Below are 21,663 nucleotides of genomic sequence, written 5' to 3'. Positions count from 1 at the left end.
CACATTTTTTCCTGTGCTCCTTAATAAACTCACTGCTCGAGAGCGTTAAATAGCGCGTCAATATGAATCTCGACAGTATCCAACGGCGTGACAGGCAAGCTTATTCCATCGAACAGTAATGGAAGTTCGGTGCAGCCCAAAATAATGGCTTCAATCCCCTGTTCCTCTGCCATTCTCTTAATAATAGCGATAAATTCATCTCTAGTTTCAAGATCAATAATGCCTTGCTCAAGTTCATCATGGATCTTATCGGCAATATAGGTGATCTCATGCTCAGCAGGGATAACAACGTTAATTCCTGCTTCCCTGAGCGGTTTTTTGAAGAAATCCGCTCGCATAGTAAAACCAGTACCAATCAGCCCAACAGTGCGGAGACCTCGCTGACGAATCCTTTGGCTAACCGAAGTGATAATACTGACCATAGGTACTGAAACTCGGTCCTGCAACGCATCAAATACGATATGCGGCGTATTTCCGGTTAAGGCGACCACTTCTGCACCTGCAGCCACCAGATTCTGAACTGCTTGCTCCAAATAACCTACTAATCCACGGTAATCTTGTTGCTCACACATCGCCAGAACGTCGTAGACATTGACACTATCGATCGTTAATTTAGGAAAAAATAATGCGCCTTTACGCTTGTTAGCCTGATAAACAAATTTACGATAGTAGAGCAGTGTTGACTATGGACCTGTACCACCAATTAGACCAAGTTTTTTCATCTTTTCCTGTGCTCTTATGTAACTCACTTATGCCGATAAACCTTTAACTTTTATGGCCGTAATTTCCCAGGCTATCCAGAGAGTTAGGCATAGACTGACTGGAGGTTTACACCAGCATTGCCACCAGTACCGCTATTAACAATAAAACATAAAGCCGGGCATGCCACCTATCGGGGATCTTTGGAAAATAACGCTGGCTAATCGAGATCCCTAGCCCCCCTGCTATGATTAAAATAGCGAGAGTACTCAGGCTAACGTAACCCATAAAACCGTGTTCTGGGATTTTCCCCCAGCCACTCATTATGTAAGCAAGGGTTGCGCATAAGGCTACTGGAAGAGAAAGTGGATTAGCATGACTGATACAGTGCTTCATACTGAAGCCATGTTTACGTAGCAGCGGAACTGTCATAACACTCCCCCCCACTCCTAGCATGGCCGCTACGATGCCTATCGCCGTGCCACCAGCCGTTTTAGTCAGCATCGATAAGGCGCGGGCCTCGCTCCCTTGAAGAAAGTAGCGGCTGAAAAGACAATCAAAAATAGTGACCAGCATATAGAGGACAAAAAGGTGGCGAATCGTAGCTTCGCTGAAGAGTCCCGCCAATAATGATCCGATCACTGCACCGAGGCCAATAAAAAGCGTTAGAGGGAATAGAAGTTTAGCGGACAAATTTCCGCGGCGTTGATGGATGTAAGTTGACCATCCCGCATTGAAAATCATCACCGCCGCTGAGGTCGCCACGGCAATATGTAGCGCATTAGGGGCGATAGCCGGTTGCCGTAAAGAAAGTTGATAAACGAAAGGTACCACCACAAAGCCGCCGCCAAAACCAAACATTATGGTGGTCATACCGGTAATAAGCCCGACTGTTGCTATGATAATTTCGTTCAAAACCGTCTCATTAGTTAAAGCCTAAGTAGACTCATAAACTGACATAGTTTTTGATCAATGAAAACAGCTGGGTAAACCTTGCCCTTAGCAATCTCCACTTTTCCTGGCAGCTAGTGAACTGTCATTCCCGACTGGCCCCTTATCTAGGACACCACCGGCTTAGCTCAATAGATGATTTAGAATGCTAAAGATATCATAAGTGATTCTATTTACTTGGTTTATTGTTGTAATTACTATCCAAATCCTACCTTAGGTTCTCATAAACTTACGTGTTACACCGCGTGAGAATCATTGATATTTATTCTGGTGGTGATAGCAATCATGACGATTCCTAGTGAGACTGCGACAAAAAGCGTTAACGTCTTTAAAAATAGCGCGGATGCACTGCTTGTCGCGCAGCATATTGCCGAACAAGCCAAACAAGGCGCCATTGAACGTGATCAGCAACGCCTCTATCCGCTTGAACTCTTACAACAGTTTTCAGAGTCAGGATTAGGCGGTATCACAATTCCCAAAACATTAGGTGGTGCTGGACTCTCCTTTCAGACGCTTGCCGACGTGTTTCGTACTATTTCCGCTAGTGATCCTTCACTGGGACAAATTCCACAAAACCACTTTGGAATCATTCAATTTATTCTTGCTGAAGGCTCTCCTTCTCAACAGCAACATCTTTTACAAGGTGTTCTTGCAGGAAAGCGATTTGGTAATGGTGGGCCTGAGAAAAATAGTCGTCATACCCGTGAGGTACAAGCGCAGATTACCGAGACGAAAGCTGGTTTGCTCTTTAGTGGTGAGAAGTTCTATTCAACCGGCGCATTATTTGCTGATACGCTCGTGACTGCGGCAAATTTTCACGGTAAACCGGTCATGGTGTTTATTCCGTTACCCGATAAGGGTATTGAAATTATCGATGATTGGTCAGGCATAGGCCAGCGCACAACCGCCAGTGGAACAGTGAAACTCACTAACGTCTTAATCCACCCCGACTGGATCATTACTCAACCTAGTCCCGATAAGCCCACTTTACGGGGTGCCGTCTCTCAACTCATCCAAGCCTCTATTGATGCCGGGATCGCTGAAGGGGCCTTTAACGATGCACTCAGCTTTATTCACAAAAGTTCTCGCCCATGGATAGATGCCGCCGTAGAACGTAATGCAGAAGATCCCTATCTACTGTCCGATGTCGGACGACTGAGCACCGAATTGAGCGCGGCCAATGCCGTGTTAACTCGTGCAGCGAAAACACTCGACCGTATCGCTGCGGTTCCACTTAACGCTCAAAACTGTGCGCAAGCATCCATAGCGGTAGCCGAGGCAAAAATTCTTACTACTGAGATCGCCTTACGCGCCAGTGAAAAGTTAATAGAGTGGGGAGGAAGCCGCGCAACACTACTGCGGCATGGTCTCGACCGCCATTGGCGTAATGCACGAACCCATACGTTACATGATCCCATTCGTTGGAAACAGCACGCTATCGGTGACTATTACTTGAACAATACGCTTCCTGCCCGTCACGCTTGGATATAGCTGGAGGATAGATGACCATTATGCCGAAACACCTTGCCAATCGGATCACCAGCGCCGAACAAGCTTTAGACGTGGCACACTCTTTGGCCCTACAATTTCGCGAGGGTGCTGCCTACCGAGACCGCCATCGTGAATTACCCCATACTGCATTAGCCCGTTATTTTCAGTCAGGGCTTGGGGCAATTACGCTCCCCGAGGCCTATGGGGGAATAGCAATTTCTACCGCAGAACTAGTGGAGATATTCGTGACGCTTAGCGAAGCCGATAGCGCTATCGGACAAATTCCACAGAATCATTTCTACGCCCTAGAAGTCCTCCGTCTCAATGGCACTCCTGAACAGAAACAACGCCTCTACGCAGAGGTCCTCGCAGGTGTTCATTTAGGTAATGCTCTAGCGGAGTTTAGTTCAACGGCGGCTCATCACCGGTCAACGGCATTCACTTCACGGAACAATACCCTCTACCTGAATGGCGATAAATTCTACGCTACCGGTGCGCTCTTTGCAGATCGAATACCGACTTTAGCGCAAGGAGAGGATGGTAATGAATATCTTGTGTTTGTTCCTCGACATCTTCCCGGTATAACCGTTATTGACGATTGGACTGGCTTTGGTCAACGTACCACCGCAAGCGGGAGTGTCCAATTTCGTGATGTCGTCATCGCGCCACAAGATATTATCCCCTTTCATACCGCTTTTACACGGCCAACTGCCCTTGGCCCTTTTGCCCAAATTATGCATGCCGCAGTGGACCAAGGTATCGCGCGCGCAGCCTTCAACGAGCTATTACCCTTCGTACGAGAACGCGCGAGGCCTTGGCCGGATAGCCAGATCGAATACGCCGCCAAGGATCCCCTCACGTTGGATCGTATTGGTCGCTTGGCGGCGCGTTTGACCGCGGGCGAGGCCTTACTCTCTTTAGCCGGTGAAGCCGTAGATATTGCTCAACAAGAGAGCAATGCTGACCATGTCGCGCAAGCCTCTGTCGCGGTAGCCAAAGCACGTGCTTGGACAACCGAGATATCATTAGAAGCGGCTAATCTCTTATTCGAGCTGGGTGGAACCCGTGCAAGTCTTGCGGAAAACCAGTTTGATCGACATTGGCGTAATGCACGCACCCATACCCTCCATGACCCCGTACGCTGGAAATACCCCATCATCGGTAATTACGTGCTAAACGGCGTATTACCGCCACGCCGAGGCACGATATGAATACTAAAGAAATATTATTCAACGCTTTTACGATGAACTGCGTCGGGCATATTCACCATGGCATGTGGACACATCCTGCCGATCGTTCCATTGAATTTAACTCTTTGAACTACTGGCTTGACCTTGCGCGTTTGCTCGAAAAAGGGTTATTTGATGGGATGTTTATTGCCGATATTCTTGGTGTTTATGATGTTTATCAACAGGGAATAGGCATCACCGCCAGTGAATCTATTCAACTACCCGTTAATGACCCACTCTTGTTAATTTCTGGCATGGCAAGTGTTACCGAACATCTGGGTTTTGGGGTTACGGCGAATCTTAGCTACGAGGCCCCCTATCCTTTTGCGCGACGTTTCTCAACACTCGATCATCTGACGCAAGGTCGTATCGGATGGAATATTGTGACGGGCTATTTAGATAGTGCAGCACGCGCTATGGGTCACACTCAGTTAATGAATCACGACCGTCGTTACGATCAGGCAGACGAATTTCTCGATGTTGTCTACCAACTCTGGGAAGGCAGCTGGCAAGATGATGCGCTCTTAGCCGACAAACCGCACCGACGCTATGCCGATGCCCAGAAAATCCATGAAATTGATCACCAGGGTGAGTTTTATCAAGTACGGGGTTATCATCTGAGTAGCCCTTCTCCCCAACGTACCCCACTGTTGTTTCAAGCGGGTTCATCGCCGCGAGGGATCGCTTTTGCGGCACAACATGCAGAGTGCTCTTTTGTGAATGCGGCCTCTCCGAGCGCCTTAAAGATTCAATCTCAGCGATTGCGGCAAGCGGCAGTCGCTACCGGTCGGCATCCTAATGATATTCTTATCTTTATGGGAATAAGTGTGATCGTGGCGGCAACCGAACAGGAGGCTAAAGAGAAATATCATAGCTATTTACACTATGCCAGCCCAGAAGCGGGAATCGCCCATTTTTCCAGTTCTATCGGTGTTGATCTCTCGGCCTTTGAACTCGATGAACCCATCCATAGTGGCGACACTCGTGCCATTCAATCTGTAAGTCAAACCTTTAACGGCTGGACACGTCGGCAGATCCTTGAACAACATGCGTTAGGAAGTCGCTATCCCATTATTGTCGGGAATCCTAGTCAAGTGGCTGATGCCTTGATTCATTGGATTGATGAGGGAGATATTGATGGGTTTAACCTAACTCGTATTCTTAACCCACAAAGCTATCAAGATTTCGTTGATTACGTTGTACCCGAGCTTCAATCCCGTGGACGATATAAAACCGCTTATCATTCTGGAAGCCTACGACAAAAACTGTTTCAACACAGTGATAGGCTCCCTGACACCCACCCCGCTGCCCGATGGCGGGTATAGAAGGGGAACGCATTCCCTTCTCTACCACATCACTATTACGTTCCGTCGTTGCAGGGTCGTCACCAAAGGGCGGATTAATTAAGTATTGATAACAATTTGGAATCGCGATGAGTGATAACTTAGGCAGAGGAATAAAAAATTAAATTCCGGTTGTGCTCGCTTGATTTAGCATTTGTTGCACCGCTAAACCATTGTAAGTCTTCTCTGTCCTGCTCGATCACTCTTCGTGTTCGCGACAGGTAGGGAGCGGCTCAACGTTGTGCTCTTCACATTCACAGTGAGCTGAACTTTTACCGACAACACGAATAAGGTTAACTAACGTAAAAAATTAGAACACTGAGTATTGATGATGTTTATGATTATCATTAGTCGATATTTTTCACTTCTAATTCCCTTTCATTATCCTCAACGGAAAATGTAACATTATAGCTATTCCCATTTTTAATTTTACGCCCTTCTTTTACTTTAATTGTATCGACAGAAAAAACATATGACCTTCCTTTCTCAAAATAAAAACCATAATTCGGCAAGCATTGATCGGCCTCTACAATAGAGTCAGTTGTCATTTTTATATTTTTACTTGCCATTCCTCTATCATTACCTATTTCATTTATATTTAACTGGATAATACTCTCATCTTTAGAATCAGGTAATGTAATACAAATTATTTTATTTTTTATGCTCACCTTAGCCCGATGAATTTCTGTACGGGTATCATTCAGATGACAGGATGTCAGTATAATCACGAAAAAAAACACCATCAAACATTTCATTATATCAACCCCTTATAAAATTGTTTCAGGTAAAATGTTCCTATAAAGCAATAAGGTATTATTATCCAGTACACCTTGAAAACCTGCCTGACGCCCAATTTCGTTTTTTAAACCATTCACTCCATAATTTTTTAATAGAAAATAATCAGCAATAATCTGAGCCTGTTGCTCCATACTATATTGACTTAATTTTTTATTAGGAACGATGGTGTACTGATAAGCTGTAGCCCAACTAAAAAGCCCTCTAGCCCTCACCCACATCCCGTGCTGATGCTGCCAAACATGAGTTATTTCATGCATAAAAAAATGCTGGGAAGCCCTTGAAGATAAGGAGAAATCTTTAAGATATGTTTCTTTCCTAAAATATATTTCGCCATTTGGTGACATACCAACGAACTTCCCTTGTAAACCAAAGGGGAGATAGCTATCACAATGAACCCATACTTTGTTCCATTGAATAGAGTTACCGAAAACGGTTTTCCCTAGATTTATTTCACCTAAAGTTAAAAGGCGAAGAGATTTTTCCTTGTTCATACTCCCTCCCTCTCTCATATAATGAATAAACATATCACTTCTAAATTATAATCCTCAGAAACGATAATTTTAACAAGAGCTCTATTTCTAAAAAAACACCTAGGCTGTATAAAATCTTATTAATCCCGAAACTCTTCCCTGAAACTAAGCCGATATACCTTAATATAAGCTTCGCTAGCATTGAATTTTTTTATATCTATGACTACTATCCCTTTAACCTCACTGAGCGTTGCATAGTTTTATGTAAAAATTAATGTAGATGATGAGTTTATAATGGAGGAAAAATTACCTATTCTTTCAGACAAAAGCAGTTTTCCTTTGACACAACCCTTAGTTAATACGGAAAGCTAAGTAAGGTATAGCGTAAGGTTTAAGTAAACAAACGAAGTCCGTTCGAAATGGCCCAGTGTCGCTCAGTCAGTTTCTCGTTGTTATCTATTAACATACCTCGAAGCAGGGGCTGGGTTACGGGGGCATTTTAATAACGTCAGCCATTCAGGTAGGTACCTACAAGATAGATTTTCCCAACTGACCAACCCTTCTCCCATTTTTAAGGTAACAATCAGCTTGTCATCTCCTGCTCTACGTCATTTCACTAATGAGCGCCTTGCAGGATCTATAGCGAGTTAGCTTTACGATACTGCTCTCATTTTTATCTGCGACAACCTATTGGTAACTACGATAAAATACTTACTATGCGTAGTGTGGATGACGTTTTTGTTCAGTACAATTGCCCCTAACCCGCTTTATGCCCTATTTTTAGGCCCAATACTGTCCGCAAGCGTTGCGGTAATTTTAAAAAGCTAAGTGATACGTCATAAGAATAAAAAAATCACTATTAGCCTCAAATCGATGGAATATAAGTTATGTCAACCAATGACAACGCGAATTTAGCCGCCCACACCCCCATGATGCAGCAGTATCTCGGCTTAAAAGCTGAACACCCTGATATCTTGTTGTTCTACCGGATGGGTGACTTTTATGAGTTGTTTTTTGATGATGCGCGGCGTGCCTCCCAACTCCTGGACATCTCATTAACCAAACGGGGATCCTCCGCGGGCCAACCCATTCCAATGGCTGGGGTACCTTATCATGCGGTCGAAGGCTATTTGGCAAAGTTAGTTCAAATGGGTGAATCGGTGGCGATTTGTGAACAAGTCGGCGATCCCGCACTCAGCAAAGGGCCAGTAGAACGCAAGGTGTTACGTATCGTGACGCCAGGTACGATCAGTGATGAAGCCTTATTGAATGAGCGCCAAGACAATTTACTGGCTGCTGTCTATGAAACTCAGCAAGGATTTGGTTACGCCACCTTGGATATTGGTTCAGGACGTTTTCTGTTGACGGAAGCAGAAAGCGAGGAGGCCCTTGCGGCAGAGTTACAACGTACTAATCCTGCCGAGCTGCTCTATCCAGAAGGCTTCGCTGCCTTTGCATTGATTGAACAGCGCCGGGGTTTACGTCGGCGGCCTATCTGGGAGTTTGACCTAGCAACTGCTCGTCAACAACTAACGTTGCAGTTCGGTACCCGAGACTTACAAGGTTTTGGCGTTGAGCAAGCCGTCCTTGCCCTCCCCGCTGCCGGCTGTTTATTACAATACGCGAAAGATACTCAGCGTACGGCACTCCCACATCTTCGTAGTATCACCATGGAGCGCCAGCAAGACAGCATCATCATGGATGCGGCAACGCGTAGGAATTTAGAGATCACGCAGAATCTTGCAGGGGGAACAGATAATACCCTGGCCTCCGTTCTCGACCGCACGGTAACGCCTATGGGCAGCCGGATGTTAAAACGTTGGTTACATACTCCCCTGCGCGATACGGCTATCATTACCGCCCGTCAACAGGCCATTAGCGAATTACAGCCGTTAGTCTCATCGCTCCAGCCGCTACTTCATCAAATCGGTGACTTAGAACGTATTCTTGCACGATTAGCCTTACGCTCAGCACGGCCTCGCGACTTAGCCCGTATGCGCCATGCCTTTCATCAGCTTCCTGATATTCAAGCACTGCTGGCCGAGACCTCTGGTCGCTCTCTCAACCTTTTAGCTGAACGCAGTGGTGAATTTACGGCACTACGCGAGCTTCTCGACCATGCCATAGTGGAAGCACCGCCGGTATTAGTGCGGGATGGCGGCGTGATTGCCGAAGGCTATCATGAAGAATTGGATGAATGGCGAGCCTTAGCGGCGGGAGCCACAGATTATCTCGATCGCTTAGAGATCCGCGAGCGCGATCGTTTAGGCATTGATACCTTAAAGGTGGGCTATAACGCCGTACACGGCTACTTTATCCAAGTCAGTCGAGGACAGAGTCACTTAGTGCCAATTAACTATGTTCGCCGCCAAACCCTAAAAAATGCCGAACGCTATATCATTCCTGAACTTAAAGAGTATGAAGATAAGGTTCTGACCTCTAAAGGTAAAGCATTGGCGTTGGAGAAGGCGCTTTATGACCAACTCTTCGACCAGTTGTTACCGCATCTCGCTGATCTCCAGCAAAGCGCTGCAGCGCTCGCTGAATTGGACGTATTAACAAATTTAGCTGAACGCGCCGAAGCCTTGCATTATGTTTGCCCACAATTAACCGAGCAAGCAGGGATCAACATCACCCAAGGCCGACATCCAGTGGTTGAACAGGTGCTTAAAGAACCCTTTATCGCCAACCCCTTAATGTTACAGCCTCAACGCCGCATGCTCATCATTACTGGTCCAAATATGGGTGGTAAAAGTACCTATATGCGTCAAGCCGCGTTAATCGCATTATTGAGCTGGGTAGGGAGTTATGTTCCAGCCGAAGCCGTGACGATCGGCCCAATCGATCGGATCTTTACTCGTGTGGGGGCCGCCGACGATTTGGCTTCTGGCCGCTCAACCTTCATGGTCGAGATGACCGAAACCGCTAATATTCTCAATAATGCCACGCGTCATAGCTTAGTCTTGATGGATGAGATTGGTCGGGGTACCTCAACCTATGACGGGTTATCACTGGCCTGGGCCTGTGCGGAGAACCTTGCCAGCCAATTGCAGTCATTAACGCTATTCGCTACCCACTATTTCGAGCTGACGGCGCTGCCGAGTCAAATAGCAGGTGTAGAGAATGTTCACCTCGATGCGCGGGAGCATGGTGACAGTATTGCTTTCATGCATACCGTAAGCGAAGGCGCGGCCAGTAAGAGTTACGGGCTGGCAGTTGCCGCGTTAGCCGGTGTACCAAAAGAAGTGATTAAACGAGCTCGGCAAAAATTACGAGAATTAGAGGCACAACCCGCCCAATTTACTGCCGCAGGGACAGAAACGAATCAACTCTCGCTTCTCGTTGAAGAAACCTCTCCTGCGATCGAAGCCTTAGAAACACTCGATCCTGATACGCTCAGCCCTCGCCAAGCGTTGGAATGGATCTATCGCCTCAAAACTCTGCTTTAATTCTTAGACATAAAAAAAGCCATCGCGAAGATGGCTATTTTATGACGTAATTACTGATTACAGGAACAGTGCATCGAGGCTTAAACCTTGACCTTCTAAAATTTCACGTAAACGACGCAGACCTTCGACTTGAATCTGACGAACACGCTCACGTGTTAATCCGATTTCCTGACCGACATCTTCTAAAGTTGCAGGTTCATAGCCGAGTAGACCAAAACGACGTGCAAGGACTTCACGTTGCTTAGCGTTTAACTCATATAACCATTTAACAATACTTTGTTTCATATCGTTATCTTGGTTGGTGTACTCTGGAGAGTTGTCGTCGTCATCAGAAATCATATCAAGTAATGAGGTTTCTGAATCACCACCTATTGGCGTATCAACGGATGCGATACGTTCATTAAGGCGAAGCATTCGACTGACATCCTCGACTGGCTTATCCAATTTCTGCGCAATATCTTCAGCAGTTGGCTCGTGGTCCAGAACTTGCGTTAGTTCACGTGCGGTACGTAAATACACATTTAATTCTTTAACGATATGGATAGGCAGACGAATGGTACGCGTCTGGTTCATGATAGCCCGCTCGATCGTTTGACGGATCCACCAGGTTGCATAGGTAGAGAAACGGAAGCCCTTCTCAGGATCAAACTTCTCTACTGCACGAATAAGCCCTAAATTGCCTTCCTCAATCAGGTCGAGTAATGGTAGGCCACGATTGTTATAACGACGTGAGATTTTCACCACCAAGCGGAGGTTACTCTCGATCATTCTACGTCGGGACGCCACGTCTCCACGTAGTGCACGGCGTGCGAAAAGGATCTCTTCTTCTGCGGTAAGCAGTGGCGAGAAACCAATTTCACCTAAATAAAGCTGCGTAGCGTCCAGGACCCGTTGGGATGAATTCGGCGAGAAGAGCTCTTCTTCAGCGCTAGAAATTTCATAATCATCTTTAGAATCGCTGGTCGCATTCTGCTCTTCAAAAGCTACATTCTCTTGATCGTCGTAGTCAATATCGTGTAACTCTTCAACTTTACGCGTGTTCTGACTCATTTTGATGCCTCCTGGTCCTGGCAGAGCCAGAAGGCCCTGCATCTATCGCTGCGGTAAGTAACGCAACGGATTGACGGATTTTCCTTTATAACGAATTTCAAAGTGCAATCTTACCGAGCTCGTCCCTGTGCTGCCCATGGTGGCAATCTTCTGACCGGCAGTGACTTCCTGTTGCTCTCTCACTAGCATCGTGTCGTTGTGTGCGTAGGCACTGAGGTAATCATCATTATGTTTGATGATAATCAGATTGCCATAGCCCCGTAAGGCATTACCTGCATACACGACTCTACCCGCTGCTGTGGAGACCACTGCTTGACCACGAGAACCCGCAATATCGATCCCCTTATTTCCACCTTCCGACGCTGAGAAACCATCAATAATGTTTCCTTTTGTCGGCCAACGCCACGTTGTGATTGGCGCTGCACTGGTGGTGCTGCTGACGGTTGGAGTGGTTGTCGGCGCCACAATTGGCGCGGCAGCACTTCCGGTTGTAGCAGCTTTGCTCGGTAATAATTTACTGCCTGATTGAGCAGAATTATTGCTGCTTTGCTCGTCAGTATCTTCAGAATACGTAACAATTGGCTGTTGTGCAACCTGTTTGGGAACGGTTCTCTGAACATTATTTGCACTATTGTTAGTAGAAGAGAGATTATCTGCTTTACTAATTTCATTAGGCCCCGTTATGGGTTGTCCAGCTCCATTACCAATCTGTAGCACTTGCCCAGCATTCAAGCTATAAGGCGCTGCAATACTGTTTTTTTGCGCAAGATCGCGAAAATCGTTACCAGTAATCCATGCGATATAAAATAATGTATCACCGCGCTTAACAGTGTAGGTGCTGCCGCTATAACTACCCTTAGGAATATTCCCATAATTACGGTTATAGACAATTTTACCATTCTGTAGCTTTACAGGTTGGCTATTAACAGCTTGTTGGCGAGATTGAACGGGCTGTGTAGTTTGGACTGGCATAACAGGTTGTGCAGTTTGCACAGGTTGTGCGGCAATCGAGCTCGGCGCCGTGGGGACCGTAGTAGAAGTCGTCGGATACTGTGCAGCCGCGCGTTGGGTGGAACCTGCTGGTGCCCCACCGCTTGCGCCAATTGCAGTGATTGGCGCTTGTGAATCGCTGCTGTCTGAACTACATCCTGCCAAGCTGGCAGCAATCAATGAGGCGAGCGCCATCTGGCGATATTTAATACGGTTGCTTCCTTTGCTCATTCATTCCCCCATAAGGCTTACGGCTATTGGTGTTACCATCCTAATTCGGACTGTAAACAACTTAAATGAAATTATCGTCCAATAGTAGCAGGCAACGCCAAGACAGGCTATGAGACGATGTCAGGAAAACGTTAAGCCAGGTCACCTGGAATTAACGGGACGAACCTTACAGGCTCTATCATATCGTCGGTGAATTCATCACCAATACGCTGTATACGTTGTAAAAATTGCTGTTCTTCACCCACCGGAAGTACCATCACCCCGCCATCAGCTAATTGCGCCACTAACTCAAGAGGAATCTCTGGCGCAGCTGCCGTGACAATAATGGCATCGAAAGGCCCGCGCGAGACCCAGCCATGCCAGCCGTCACCATGGCGAGTCGAGACATTATGTAAATCCAGATTTTTAAGGCGTCGTTTGGCTGCCCACTGTAAACCTTTTATCCGTTCGACTGAGTAAACATGCTCTACCAAATTGGCTAAAATCGCGGTCTGGTAGCCCGATCCTGTCCCAATTTCTAATACGCGTGAAAAGGGCGTTAAGCCTAGCAACTCGGTCATTCTCGCCACCATATAAGGTTGAGAAATCGTTTGACCATAGCCAATCGGCAATGCGTTATTGTCCCAAGCCTTGTGCTCAAATGCCTCATCGACAAATTGCTCACGCGGAACCAAGGAGATGGCACGCAAAATCGATTCATCAGCAATACCGTGCTGACGTAAGTAATCAAGTAACATCTCTACACGCCGACTTAGCATGTGACTTGGCCCTCGACATTCCCTAACCATTCTGATAATTGGGATACTGCATGGTATGCAGTCAGATCAACACCTAAGGGAGTGATAGAAACATACCCTTTTTCTACCGCATCAAAATCGGTCCCTTCACCCGCATCATGTGGCTTACCTTGCGGCCCAATCCAATATAAGGTTTCCCCACGTGGATCGCATTGGGTAATCACTTTATCCGCAGGATGTCGATAACCGCAGCGCGTAACTTTCCAGCCTTTTATCTCGGCTAAAGGTACATCAGGTACATTGATATTGAGTACCGGGCTTAAGCGCAGCGGCTGATTGACCAGTATATTCAAAAGCTGACAGGTAACTTCAGCGGCAGTGTCGTAGTGGGTAGTACCATTGAGCGAGATCGCAAGTGCTGGCAAACCCAAATGGCGGCCCTCAATTGCCGCGGCAACTGTTCCTGAATAAATGACGTCATCACCAAGATTAGGACCAGCATTAATGCCAGAAATGACGATATCAGGCGCTGGCGTCATTAAGCAATTCACACCAAGGTAGACACAATCTGTCGGCGTACCGTGCTGCACAGCAATGTCACCATTATCGTAACGATAAGTACGTAACGGCATATCCAAGGTTAATGCACTGGAAGCTCCGCTACGATTACGATCGGGAGCAATAATGCACACGTCGACTGCTACATCGCGCAGTGCTTCAGCCAACTGTTGAATGCCGGGTGCTAAGACACCGTCATCATTACTCAGCAGGATCCTCAATCATATCTCCCTGTAAAACGAGTTCTCTAACGACACTGGTTGCAAAACTACCCGCTGGCAACCAAAAATTAAGCTTGAGATGCTGACCGTCTACCCAAGACCACGTCATGTCTCGCGGACAAACGAGCATGGCACGACGTGCCGCCTCAACACGTTCTTGAGCAAGAAGTGAAATAAACGCTTGCTGCGTGGCTAGCTGCTGCTGTTCGAAATCGGCGGCCTCACCGGTTACAACGCTATTGCCCTTACCCACTAAAGGAGCAGTAATTCGTAATTCACCTTGCTGCACACGCTCAAATGTCTCACTAAACTCATCTTCACTGACAACGAACCAACTTCCTCGCCCCGTTAATTGCACGCAATCTCCCGACCATAGCGTCGTAAGATTCGTTTGTGCAGCGAGACGTGCGCTGGTCACTTGGTTGAAGATGTCACTGCGTATCGCGGAGAGAAGCAAACTACGCTTGGTGCGATCTTTAATTCGGATTTCGCCCGATGCCCATTGTTCTGCAAGCGTAAGGTTGTGACGATCTCGTCCAAAACGCTGCTCTCCAAAGTAGTTGGGTACGCCTTTTTCGGCAATCATGGCTAAGCGTTGTTCAACGCTAGCTATATCGCTAACATCTCGGACGATCAATTCAAAATAATTACCCGCTAAGCCGCCGACACGCACTTTACGTTGATGACGTGCGACCTCCAGAATTTCCACCCCTTCAAGCACAAAGTGCGTCAAGTTAGGCATTTCTTTACCTGGGAGTCGTGCACAGAACGTTTGCTCAGTGACAGCGTGACGATCTTTCATTCCGGCATAGCTCACTTCTCGAGCAGGAATTTTTAAAAATTTTGCCAGCGCATCAGCCACAAAACGGGTATTACATCCCGTCTTACGTAGCCGAATAAGTAAATGCTCACCTTGCTGATCAGCAGTATAGCCAAGATCTTCGATAACACGGAAGTCACTGGCCGATTGTTTAATCAGTCCTGTCGCGGTTGGCTTACCGAAAAGCCAGTGCAGTGGGGTCGACTCCATTAGTTAGCAACCTTAACCAGTAGCGCGACCGCTTCGCAGGCAATGCCTTCACCACGGCCCGTAAAGCCTAGCTTTTCAGTGGTCGTCGCTTTGACATTGACGTCATCCATATGGCATCCCAAATCTTCGGCAATATTGACGCGCATCTGCGGAATATGTGGCAGCATTTTCGGTGCTTGCGCAATGATGGTGACGTCGACGTTGCCTAGGGTATAGCCTTTTTCTTTGACTCTGCGCCATGCTTCACGCAGGAGTCCACGGCTATCGGCACCTTTAAAAGCCGGATCGGTATCGGGAAAGAGTTTACCAATATCCCCCAGGGCGGCCGCACCGAGTAGCGCATCAGTTAACGCGTGTAAGGCAACATCGCCATCAGAATGAGCGAGAAAACCTTGTGGAAAAGGAATACGTACCCCGCCAATGATTAGCGGGCCTTCTCCGCCAAAAGCATGTACATCGAAACCGTGGCCAATACGCATTATGATGTTCCTATTGGTGTTGTTGAGAAAGATAAAATGTTGCTAGCGCCAGATCTTCAGGACGCGTCACTTTTAGATTATCGCTGCGTCCTTCTACCAACATTGGCTGATAACCAGCGAGTTCCAAGGCTGAGGATTCATCAGTAATCTCTTCACCTCGTTGAAGCGCTTGCTCTAAGCACTGTTTAAGTAGCGATAGCGGGAAGAGTTGGGGGGTCAACGCATGCCAAAGGTCGGCCCGTTCCACACTGTGTTGCACGCGCTGCTCCGCACTGACTGCCCGTTTCATAGTATCCTTCGCCGGGGTAGCTAATAGGCCACCCACGGTAGAGTGAGTGGTTAATGCAATGAGCCGTTCAAGGTCTTGACGTGCTAAGCATGGGCGTGCCGCATCATGGACCAGTACCCAAGATACAGCATTGGTGTCGATGGCTGATAAGCCCGCGAGCACCGACTCAGCCCGGGTTGCACCACCAATGACTGACCTAACACGTGGATCGCGAGCAATAGGAAGCTGTTGAAAACGGTCGTCTTCAGGATGCAACGCTACGATGACGCCATGAATTGCTGGATGATCAATTAGCGCCGCAATGCTGTGTTCTAGAAGTGTTTTGGAGCCAATAGAGAGATATTGCTTTGGGCAAGATGATTGCATGCGGCTGCCGATACCGGCAGCAGGGAGCACAGCAATAATTCCCGTAGTTGAAACGGTTGTCATCATCAATTTTCGTCGTTGTTATTGTCCTGATGCCGAATTATTTACGGCGTTGCGATTCTGTTCAGGCACTAAGCGAAAGAAGGTTTCACCTGGACGTATCATCCCAAGTTCATCTCGTGAACGCTCTTCAATAGCTTCAGAACCGCCATTCAGATCGTCAATTTCAGCGAACAGCTGGTCATTACGCGCTTTGAGTTTAGCGTTAGCATCTTGATGCTGCGTAACTTCCTCGCTGACACGACTATAATCGTGGATACCATTTTTACCCAGCCACAACGAATATTGTAACCAGCCTAGTAAAATAAGTAGCAATAAAGTGAGTTTACCCATCCTTCCCCCCAACAGATTCGCTAATCTTCCCACAAGTTAGCGTCTGACTCCACTGTAACCTGTTGCAAGTCAGCGTTTTCTGACAACTTTCAGGTAATGCCGTCAGTTCGCTAGGCCTCTACCAGCCGACAAATGCATAAAAGAGTCCCCAGAAACTGCCACCCACTAAAAGTAGTGTGAGTAGAAAAGTTAAGAAGATCTTTTGTTGTTGCCAGACTGATATCGCCATCCCTGAAAAAACCGCTACGGGTAATAACGCCAAAAAGAAAGGCCAAGTATAGAGGAAAAAAAATAGGACGCTGGCACCGAATGCAATGAATGGGGAAAGTATCGCGAGGAAATAAGCAAAAAGGCCAAAGCAGCCCCCGGCAACAAGTGTTGAGGGCCACTCTTGAGTCAACGAAGGGCGGGTCATAACGGGGTCTGGCATAACAATCGTAACTTATCCTTAAAGGGTTAAGCTGCGATAATAGCGCGCTCACGTAACAGAGTGATGATCTGATCGCTGAGTTTTGTAACCAATTGTTCGCCATCGACACGTAATTCCGGTGAGAGCGGAGCTTCGTAGCCGGATCCGATCCCAGTGAAATCTTTGATCTCACCCGCTCTCGCTTTACGATAGAGCCCTTTAGGATCGCGTGCCTCACAAGTTTCGGGAGAGGTATCGACAAATATTTCGATAAACCGCTCTTCACCAATCAGCTCACGCGCCAGTTGCCGTTCACTGCGATGCGGTGAGATAAAGGCGGTCAACACGATCAGTCCAGCATCTGCCATCAACTTTGCCACTTCACTGATGCGGCGAATATTCTCTTTGCGATCGCTGTCGCTAAACCCAAGATCACGGCATAACCCTTGACGGACATTATCGCCATCAAGCAGGAAAGTACTAATGCCTAACTGATGAAGAGCCTGCTCCACTGCCCCCGAGAGGGTCGACTTTCCTGAACCTGAAAGCCCGGTAAACCAGACTACTGCACCGCGGTGGCGGTGCAGCGTTTCACGCATGGTTGGCGTCACAGCATGGTCATGCCACACAATATTTTCAGCTTGCCGACTCATTTAAGGCTATCTCGCAAATTTTTTGCATCCCAATGAGGGAAGTGTTTACGTACGAGATCATTAAGTTCGAGTTCAAAAGCACTAAATTGCCCGGTCGATGCTGCGGCATCAAGCGTGCGTGTCTGGTAAACCATGCCTGCGCCGACGGTGACATTACTTAGGCGATCAATAAAGATTAAGCCGCCAGTCACCGGATTTTCAGCGTAAGGATCGAGCATTAATGGCTCATCGAAAGTTAAGGCTACACGCCCAATCGCATTCAGTGGCAGGCTCTCTGCTTCGCTGGTAGCCAGAGTATTGATATTAACTTGGTGGATAATCTGATCCACCACCGCACGTGCGGTTTTACCAGCAACCTTGATCTGGTAACTTTGTCCCGGCTGTAATGCATTCTCTCCCATCCAAACTACATCAACTTCAGCTGCATGGGTTGGACTTAATTGTGCATCACCATCAACTAATAGGTCGCCGCGAGAGATATCAATTTCCGTTTCCAAAACTAATGTCACCGCTTCACCCGCAGAAGCCTGTGGCAAATCACCGTCAAAGGTAGTGATCTTGGCGACTCGGCTGCTGACACCGGAGGGTAAGACTTTAATCGTTTGTCCCACCGAAACCGTACCTGAGGCAACAGTCCCCGCATAACCACGGAAATCGAGATTTGGACGGTTAACGTATTGGACTGGGAAACGCATCGCCTGCCCCTCAACCACGCGTTTTACTTCAACCGTTTCAAGAATTTCTAAGAGCGTTGGGCCGTTGTACCAGGGCATGTGCTGGCTGTTCGCCGCGATATTTTCGCCCTCTAAAGCCGACACGGGGACAAAGCGAATATCGAGGTCTTTTGGTAATTGCTCTGCAAAATCAAGATATTGCTGAACGATTTCGTTGAACGTGGTTTCGTTGTACTCGACCAAATCCATCTTGTTCACTGCCACAACTAAGTGCTTGATCCCCAATAGTGTTGAGATAAAGCTGTGACGACGTGTCTGATCCAGTACACCTTTACGCGCATCGATCAATAAAATAGCGAGATCACAGGTCGAGGCACCGGTTGCCATATTACGCGTATATTGTTCATGTCCCGGCGTATCCGCGATGATGAACTTACGTTTTTCAGTAGAAAAATAACGGTAAGCCACATCAATAGTGATCCCTTGCTCACGCTCGGCTTGAAGCCCATCCACCAGAAGAGCTAAATCGAGCTTCTCGCCTTGGGTACCATGACGTTTGCTGTCATTGTGCAAGGAGGAGAGCTGGTCTTCATAAATTTGTCGGGTATCGTGTAACAGACGGCCAATCAGGGTACTTTTCCCATCATCGACACTTCCGCATGTTAAGAATCTTAATAAGCTTTTGTGTTGCTGAGCGGTCAACCACGCTTCAACGCCACCTTGATCGGCAATTTGTTGTGCGAGTGCATTATTCATAATCAGATCCTTAGAAGTAACCCTGGCGTTTTTTCATTTCCATCGATCCCGCTTGGTCGCGATCGATAACCCGCCCTTGACGCTCACTGGTGGTGGAGACCAGCATCTCTTCAATAATTTCCGGTAATGTCTCGGCAGAGGACTCTACTGCGCCCGTTAATGGCCAGCATCCTAACGTACGGAAGCGCACCTTACGCTGTTCAATCTTTTCACCCGGCTGCAAGTCAATTCGATCGTCATCGATCATCATCAACATTCCATCACGTTCGAGCACAGGGCGTTCAGCGGCCAAGTAGAGTGGAACGATCTCAATATTCTCTAAAAAGATGTATTGCCAGATATCGAGTTCTGTCCAGTTAGAGAGTGGGAACACACGGATACTTTCGCCTTTATTGATCTGACCATTATAGTTATGCCACAGCTCTGGTCGTTGGTTTTTAGGATCCCAGCGGTGGAAGCGGTCACGAAAAGAATAAATACGCTCTTTCGCTCGTGATTTTTCTTCGTCGCGTCGTGCACCACCGAAAGCCGCGTCAAATCCATACTTATTTAAGGCTTGCTTCAACCCTTCGGTTTTCATGATATCGGTATGTTTGGCACTGCCATGCACAAAAGGATTAATCCCCATGGCTACCCCTTCAGGGTTACGATGGACGATTAATTCCGCGCCGATCTCTTTGACGGTACGGTCGCGAAACTCATACATTTGCTTAAATTTCCAGCCGGTATCAACGTGCAGAAGCGGGAAAGGTAATTTACCGGGATAGAATGCCTTACGGGCTAAGTGCAACATTACCGAAGAATCTTTACCGATCGAATACATCATGACCGGATTGGAAAATTCCGCTGCGACTTCGCGTAGGATATGAATACTCTCTGCTTCCAGCTGGCGCAGATGAGTGAGTCGTTGTTGGTCCATACGATACCTCAAGTAATGGGTGTTAGCACTGAAGAGGAAGTCACCGATACGGATGATTTCTGAAACCAGGCTAAATGCTTATGTAAGTGGACAACCTCGCCAATGACCACCAATGCGGGGGTAGGCGCTTCGGCCGCTAATTCTGAGAGCTGATCAAGACGCCCGGTTAAGACCTGTTGATTCTGTCGAGTCCCTCTGCCGATCACAGCAACGGGTGTCTCGGCAGCACGCCCATGTTCAATCAGACGACGGCTAATTTCCGCCGCTTTAACCGTGCCCATGTAAATGGCGAGGGTTTGATCGCTTAAGGCTAATGCTGCCCAATCCGGTTCCCGTCCATCTTTACGACAATGTCCGGTGATAAAGACTGCACTTTGCGCATAGTCTCGGTGGGTCAACGGGATCCCCGCATAGGCGGTAGCACCGGCTGCTGCCGTAATACCAGGAACCACTTGAAAAGGGATATTCGCCGCCACCGCAGCTTCCAACTCTTCACCGCCCCGACCAAAAATAAAAGGGTCACCGCCTTTCAACCGTACGACTTTTTTGCCTTGTAGCGCTAAGGTAACCAGTAATTGGTTAGTCTCTTCTTGCGGAACTGAATGGGCGCCAGCACGTTTCCCGACACAAATACGTTCGGCATCACGGCGCACAAGATCCAAAACCTCGTCACTGACGAGATGATCGTAGAGTACAACGTCGGCCAGCTGCATGACTTGGAGCCCCCGTAGCGTTAACAATCCAGGGTCCCCTGGCCCACCGCCGACAAGATAAATTTCTCCACGGGCTGAAATGGGCTGCTGTAAACTGTCTGCTAAAAGCTTTTCTGCTTGGGGGAGATTGCCTGATGTCGCGTGATGCAGATATTCCCCGTCAAATAACCGCTCCCAAAAACGACGACGATCAACCATACGTTCAAAACGCTGCTTAACTCTATCGCGCCATTTTCCGGCAAGTTGTGCTGCATCACCCAAGCGTGCAGGTAATAAGGTTTCAATTTTTTCACGCAAGGAGCGCGCTAACACCGGCGCGGTACCCGCTGAGGAGATCGCCACGATAATAGGTGATCTATCGACAATAGAAGGAAAAATAAAGCTGCAACGTGCTTGGTCGTCAACCACATTGACCAATTTAAATTTGCGTTGAGCGTCTTGATACACCTGTTCATTCAAGTCTGAATCATCGGTGGCAGCAATCACGAAGAAAACCTGATCAATTTGCGCGGCATCGTACTTAGTCGCAATCCAAAAGACTTTTTGCTCATTAACTAACGCCTGAACCTCTTGCGAGAGTTCACGAGCGGCAATATGGACGATAGCGTTCGCGCGAAGTAAGAGATCAATTTTTCGCGATGCAATCTCCCCGCCACCTATTACGAGAACCGGGCGGTTTTTTAATTCAGCAAACAGCGGTAAGTAGTCCACACACACTCAATAAAGTTAGTCGTTCAATGACTAAACTATATAAGTTTATTAACC

21 protein-coding genes are annotated in these 21,663 nt (G+C 47.5%); 4 read left to right on the top strand and 17 right to left on the bottom strand.

The features are described 5' to 3' along the window. Positions 1-29 precede the first annotated feature (29 nt). The gene (locus QJR74_RS03900) at positions 30-677 is read right to left on the bottom strand and encodes an aspartate/glutamate racemase family protein (RefSeq protein ID WP_304373957.1); all 648 of its coding nucleotides are present in this window, start codon (positions 675-677) and stop codon (positions 30-32) included. A gap of 151 nt (positions 678-828) precedes the next feature. Continuing rightward, a complete protein-coding gene (locus QJR74_RS03895; RefSeq protein ID WP_304373309.1) occupies positions 829-1,614 on the bottom strand; it encodes a sulfite exporter TauE/SafE family protein in 786 nt (261 codons plus the stop codon). Positions 1,615-1,935: 321 nt separating this feature from the next. Between QJR74_RS03895 and QJR74_RS03890 the strand changes: the two genes are divergently transcribed. The 3 genes from QJR74_RS03890 to QJR74_RS03880 are packed head-to-tail and all read left to right on the top strand — an operon-like array spanning position 1,936 to position 5,695. After that, on the top strand, positions 1,936-3,141 hold the full coding sequence (locus QJR74_RS03890) for an SfnB family sulfur acquisition oxidoreductase (RefSeq protein WP_304373308.1): 1,206 nt from the start codon (positions 1,936-1,938) through the stop codon (positions 3,139-3,141). A gap of 11 nt (positions 3,142-3,152) precedes the next feature. Next, a complete protein-coding gene (locus tag QJR74_RS03885) occupies positions 3,153-4,352 on the top strand; it encodes an SfnB family sulfur acquisition oxidoreductase (RefSeq protein WP_304373307.1) in 1,200 nt (399 codons plus the stop codon). Further along, positions 4,349-5,695, top strand: a complete 1,347-nt coding sequence (locus QJR74_RS03880) for an LLM class flavin-dependent oxidoreductase (RefSeq protein ID WP_304373306.1) — start codon at positions 4,349-4,351, stop codon at positions 5,693-5,695. The genes QJR74_RS03885 and QJR74_RS03880 overlap by 4 nt, the downstream gene beginning before the upstream one ends. Positions 5,696-6,060: 365 nt before the next feature. On the opposite strand, the gene QJR74_RS03875 is transcribed toward QJR74_RS03880, so the two are convergent. Then, positions 6,061-6,468 (bottom strand): putative T6SS immunity periplasmic lipoprotein, encoded by a 408-nt coding sequence (locus tag QJR74_RS03875; protein WP_304373305.1) that lies wholly within the window; start codon positions 6,466-6,468, stop codon positions 6,061-6,063. Positions 6,469-6,480: 12 nt separating this feature from the next. Next, positions 6,481-7,002, bottom strand: coding sequence for a type IV secretion protein Rhs (locus tag QJR74_RS03870; RefSeq protein WP_304373304.1), 522 nt, complete (start codon positions 7,000-7,002; stop codon positions 6,481-6,483). A gap of 866 nt (positions 7,003-7,868) precedes the next feature. Between QJR74_RS03870 and mutS the strand changes: the two genes are divergently transcribed. After that, positions 7,869-10,430 (top strand): DNA mismatch repair protein MutS, encoded by a 2,562-nt coding sequence (mutS, locus tag QJR74_RS03865; RefSeq protein WP_304373303.1) that lies wholly within the window; start codon positions 7,869-7,871, stop codon positions 10,428-10,430. A gap of 57 nt (positions 10,431-10,487) precedes the next feature. Here the strand turns inward: mutS and rpoS are convergent, their stop codons facing one another. The 13 genes from rpoS to cysG form a co-directional block, all read right to left on the bottom strand. Beyond that, the gene (rpoS, locus tag QJR74_RS03860; RefSeq protein WP_062812130.1) at positions 10,488-11,480 is read right to left on the bottom strand and encodes an RNA polymerase sigma factor RpoS; all 993 of its coding nucleotides are present in this window, start codon (positions 11,478-11,480) and stop codon (positions 10,488-10,490) included. Between the two features lie 42 nt (positions 11,481-11,522). Next, positions 11,523-12,701 carry a murein hydrolase activator NlpD gene (gene nlpD, locus QJR74_RS03855; RefSeq protein ID WP_304373302.1) on the bottom strand — a complete coding sequence of 393 codons (1,179 nt, stop codon included), beginning with the start codon at positions 12,699-12,701 and terminating at the stop codon, positions 11,523-11,525. A 131-nt stretch (positions 12,702-12,832) separates the two neighbouring features. Then, positions 12,833-13,459: a protein-L-isoaspartate(D-aspartate) O-methyltransferase gene (locus QJR74_RS03850; RefSeq protein ID WP_304373301.1), complete on the bottom strand. Its 627-nt coding sequence runs from the start codon at positions 13,457-13,459 to the stop codon at positions 12,833-12,835. Continuing rightward, complete coding sequence (gene surE / locus QJR74_RS03845; protein ID WP_304373300.1) at positions 13,453-14,217, bottom strand: 5'/3'-nucleotidase SurE; 765 nt, start codon at positions 14,215-14,217, stop codon at positions 13,453-13,455. Before surE ends, QJR74_RS03850 begins: the two co-directional genes overlap by 7 nt. Continuing rightward, positions 14,198-15,247 (bottom strand): tRNA pseudouridine(13) synthase TruD, encoded by a 1,050-nt coding sequence (truD, locus tag QJR74_RS03840; RefSeq protein WP_304373299.1) that lies wholly within the window; start codon positions 15,245-15,247, stop codon positions 14,198-14,200. Before truD ends, surE begins: the two co-directional genes overlap by 20 nt. Further along, a complete protein-coding gene (gene ispF / locus QJR74_RS03835; protein ID WP_304373298.1) occupies positions 15,247-15,726 on the bottom strand; it encodes a 2-C-methyl-D-erythritol 2,4-cyclodiphosphate synthase in 480 nt (159 codons plus the stop codon). Before ispF ends, truD begins: the two co-directional genes overlap by 1 nt. Before the next feature lie 10 nt (positions 15,727-15,736). Next, a complete protein-coding gene (gene ispD, locus QJR74_RS03830; RefSeq protein ID WP_304373297.1) occupies positions 15,737-16,447 on the bottom strand; it encodes a 2-C-methyl-D-erythritol 4-phosphate cytidylyltransferase in 711 nt (236 codons plus the stop codon). Between the two features lie 15 nt (positions 16,448-16,462). Further along, positions 16,463-16,774 carry a cell division protein FtsB gene (gene ftsB, locus QJR74_RS03825; RefSeq protein WP_048912562.1) on the bottom strand — a complete coding sequence of 104 codons (312 nt, stop codon included), beginning with the start codon at positions 16,772-16,774 and terminating at the stop codon, positions 16,463-16,465. Positions 16,775-16,892: 118 nt separating this feature from the next. Then, entirely contained in the window at positions 16,893-17,204 is a 312-nt protein-coding gene (locus QJR74_RS03820; protein WP_304373296.1) for a DUF3561 family protein, read from the bottom strand. A gap of 26 nt (positions 17,205-17,230) precedes the next feature. Further along, complete coding sequence (gene cysC / locus QJR74_RS03815; RefSeq protein ID WP_304373295.1) at positions 17,231-17,836, bottom strand: adenylyl-sulfate kinase; 606 nt, start codon at positions 17,834-17,836, stop codon at positions 17,231-17,233. Next, complete coding sequence (gene cysN, locus QJR74_RS03810; protein ID WP_304373294.1) at positions 17,833-19,266, bottom strand: sulfate adenylyltransferase subunit CysN; 1,434 nt, start codon at positions 19,264-19,266, stop codon at positions 17,833-17,835. The genes cysC and cysN overlap by 4 nt, the downstream gene beginning before the upstream one ends. A 10-nt stretch (positions 19,267-19,276) precedes the next feature. Then, entirely contained in the window at positions 19,277-20,185 is a 909-nt protein-coding gene (cysD, locus tag QJR74_RS03805; protein ID WP_304373293.1) for a sulfate adenylyltransferase subunit CysD, read from the bottom strand. An 8-nt stretch (positions 20,186-20,193) separates the two neighbouring features. After that, positions 20,194-21,609, bottom strand: coding sequence for a siroheme synthase CysG (gene cysG, locus QJR74_RS03800; RefSeq protein ID WP_304373292.1), 1,416 nt, complete (start codon positions 21,607-21,609; stop codon positions 20,194-20,196). Between the last annotated feature and the right edge of the window lie 54 nt (positions 21,610-21,663).

Origin of the sequence: Tatumella ptyseos (genome assembly GCF_030552895.1) — a bacterium.
GTDB lineage: Bacteria > Pseudomonadota > Gammaproteobacteria > Enterobacterales > Enterobacteriaceae > Rosenbergiella > Rosenbergiella ptyseos_A.
The sequence above is the reverse complement of the archived record's forward strand: the minus strand, read 5'-3'. Positions and strand labels throughout refer to the sequence as shown.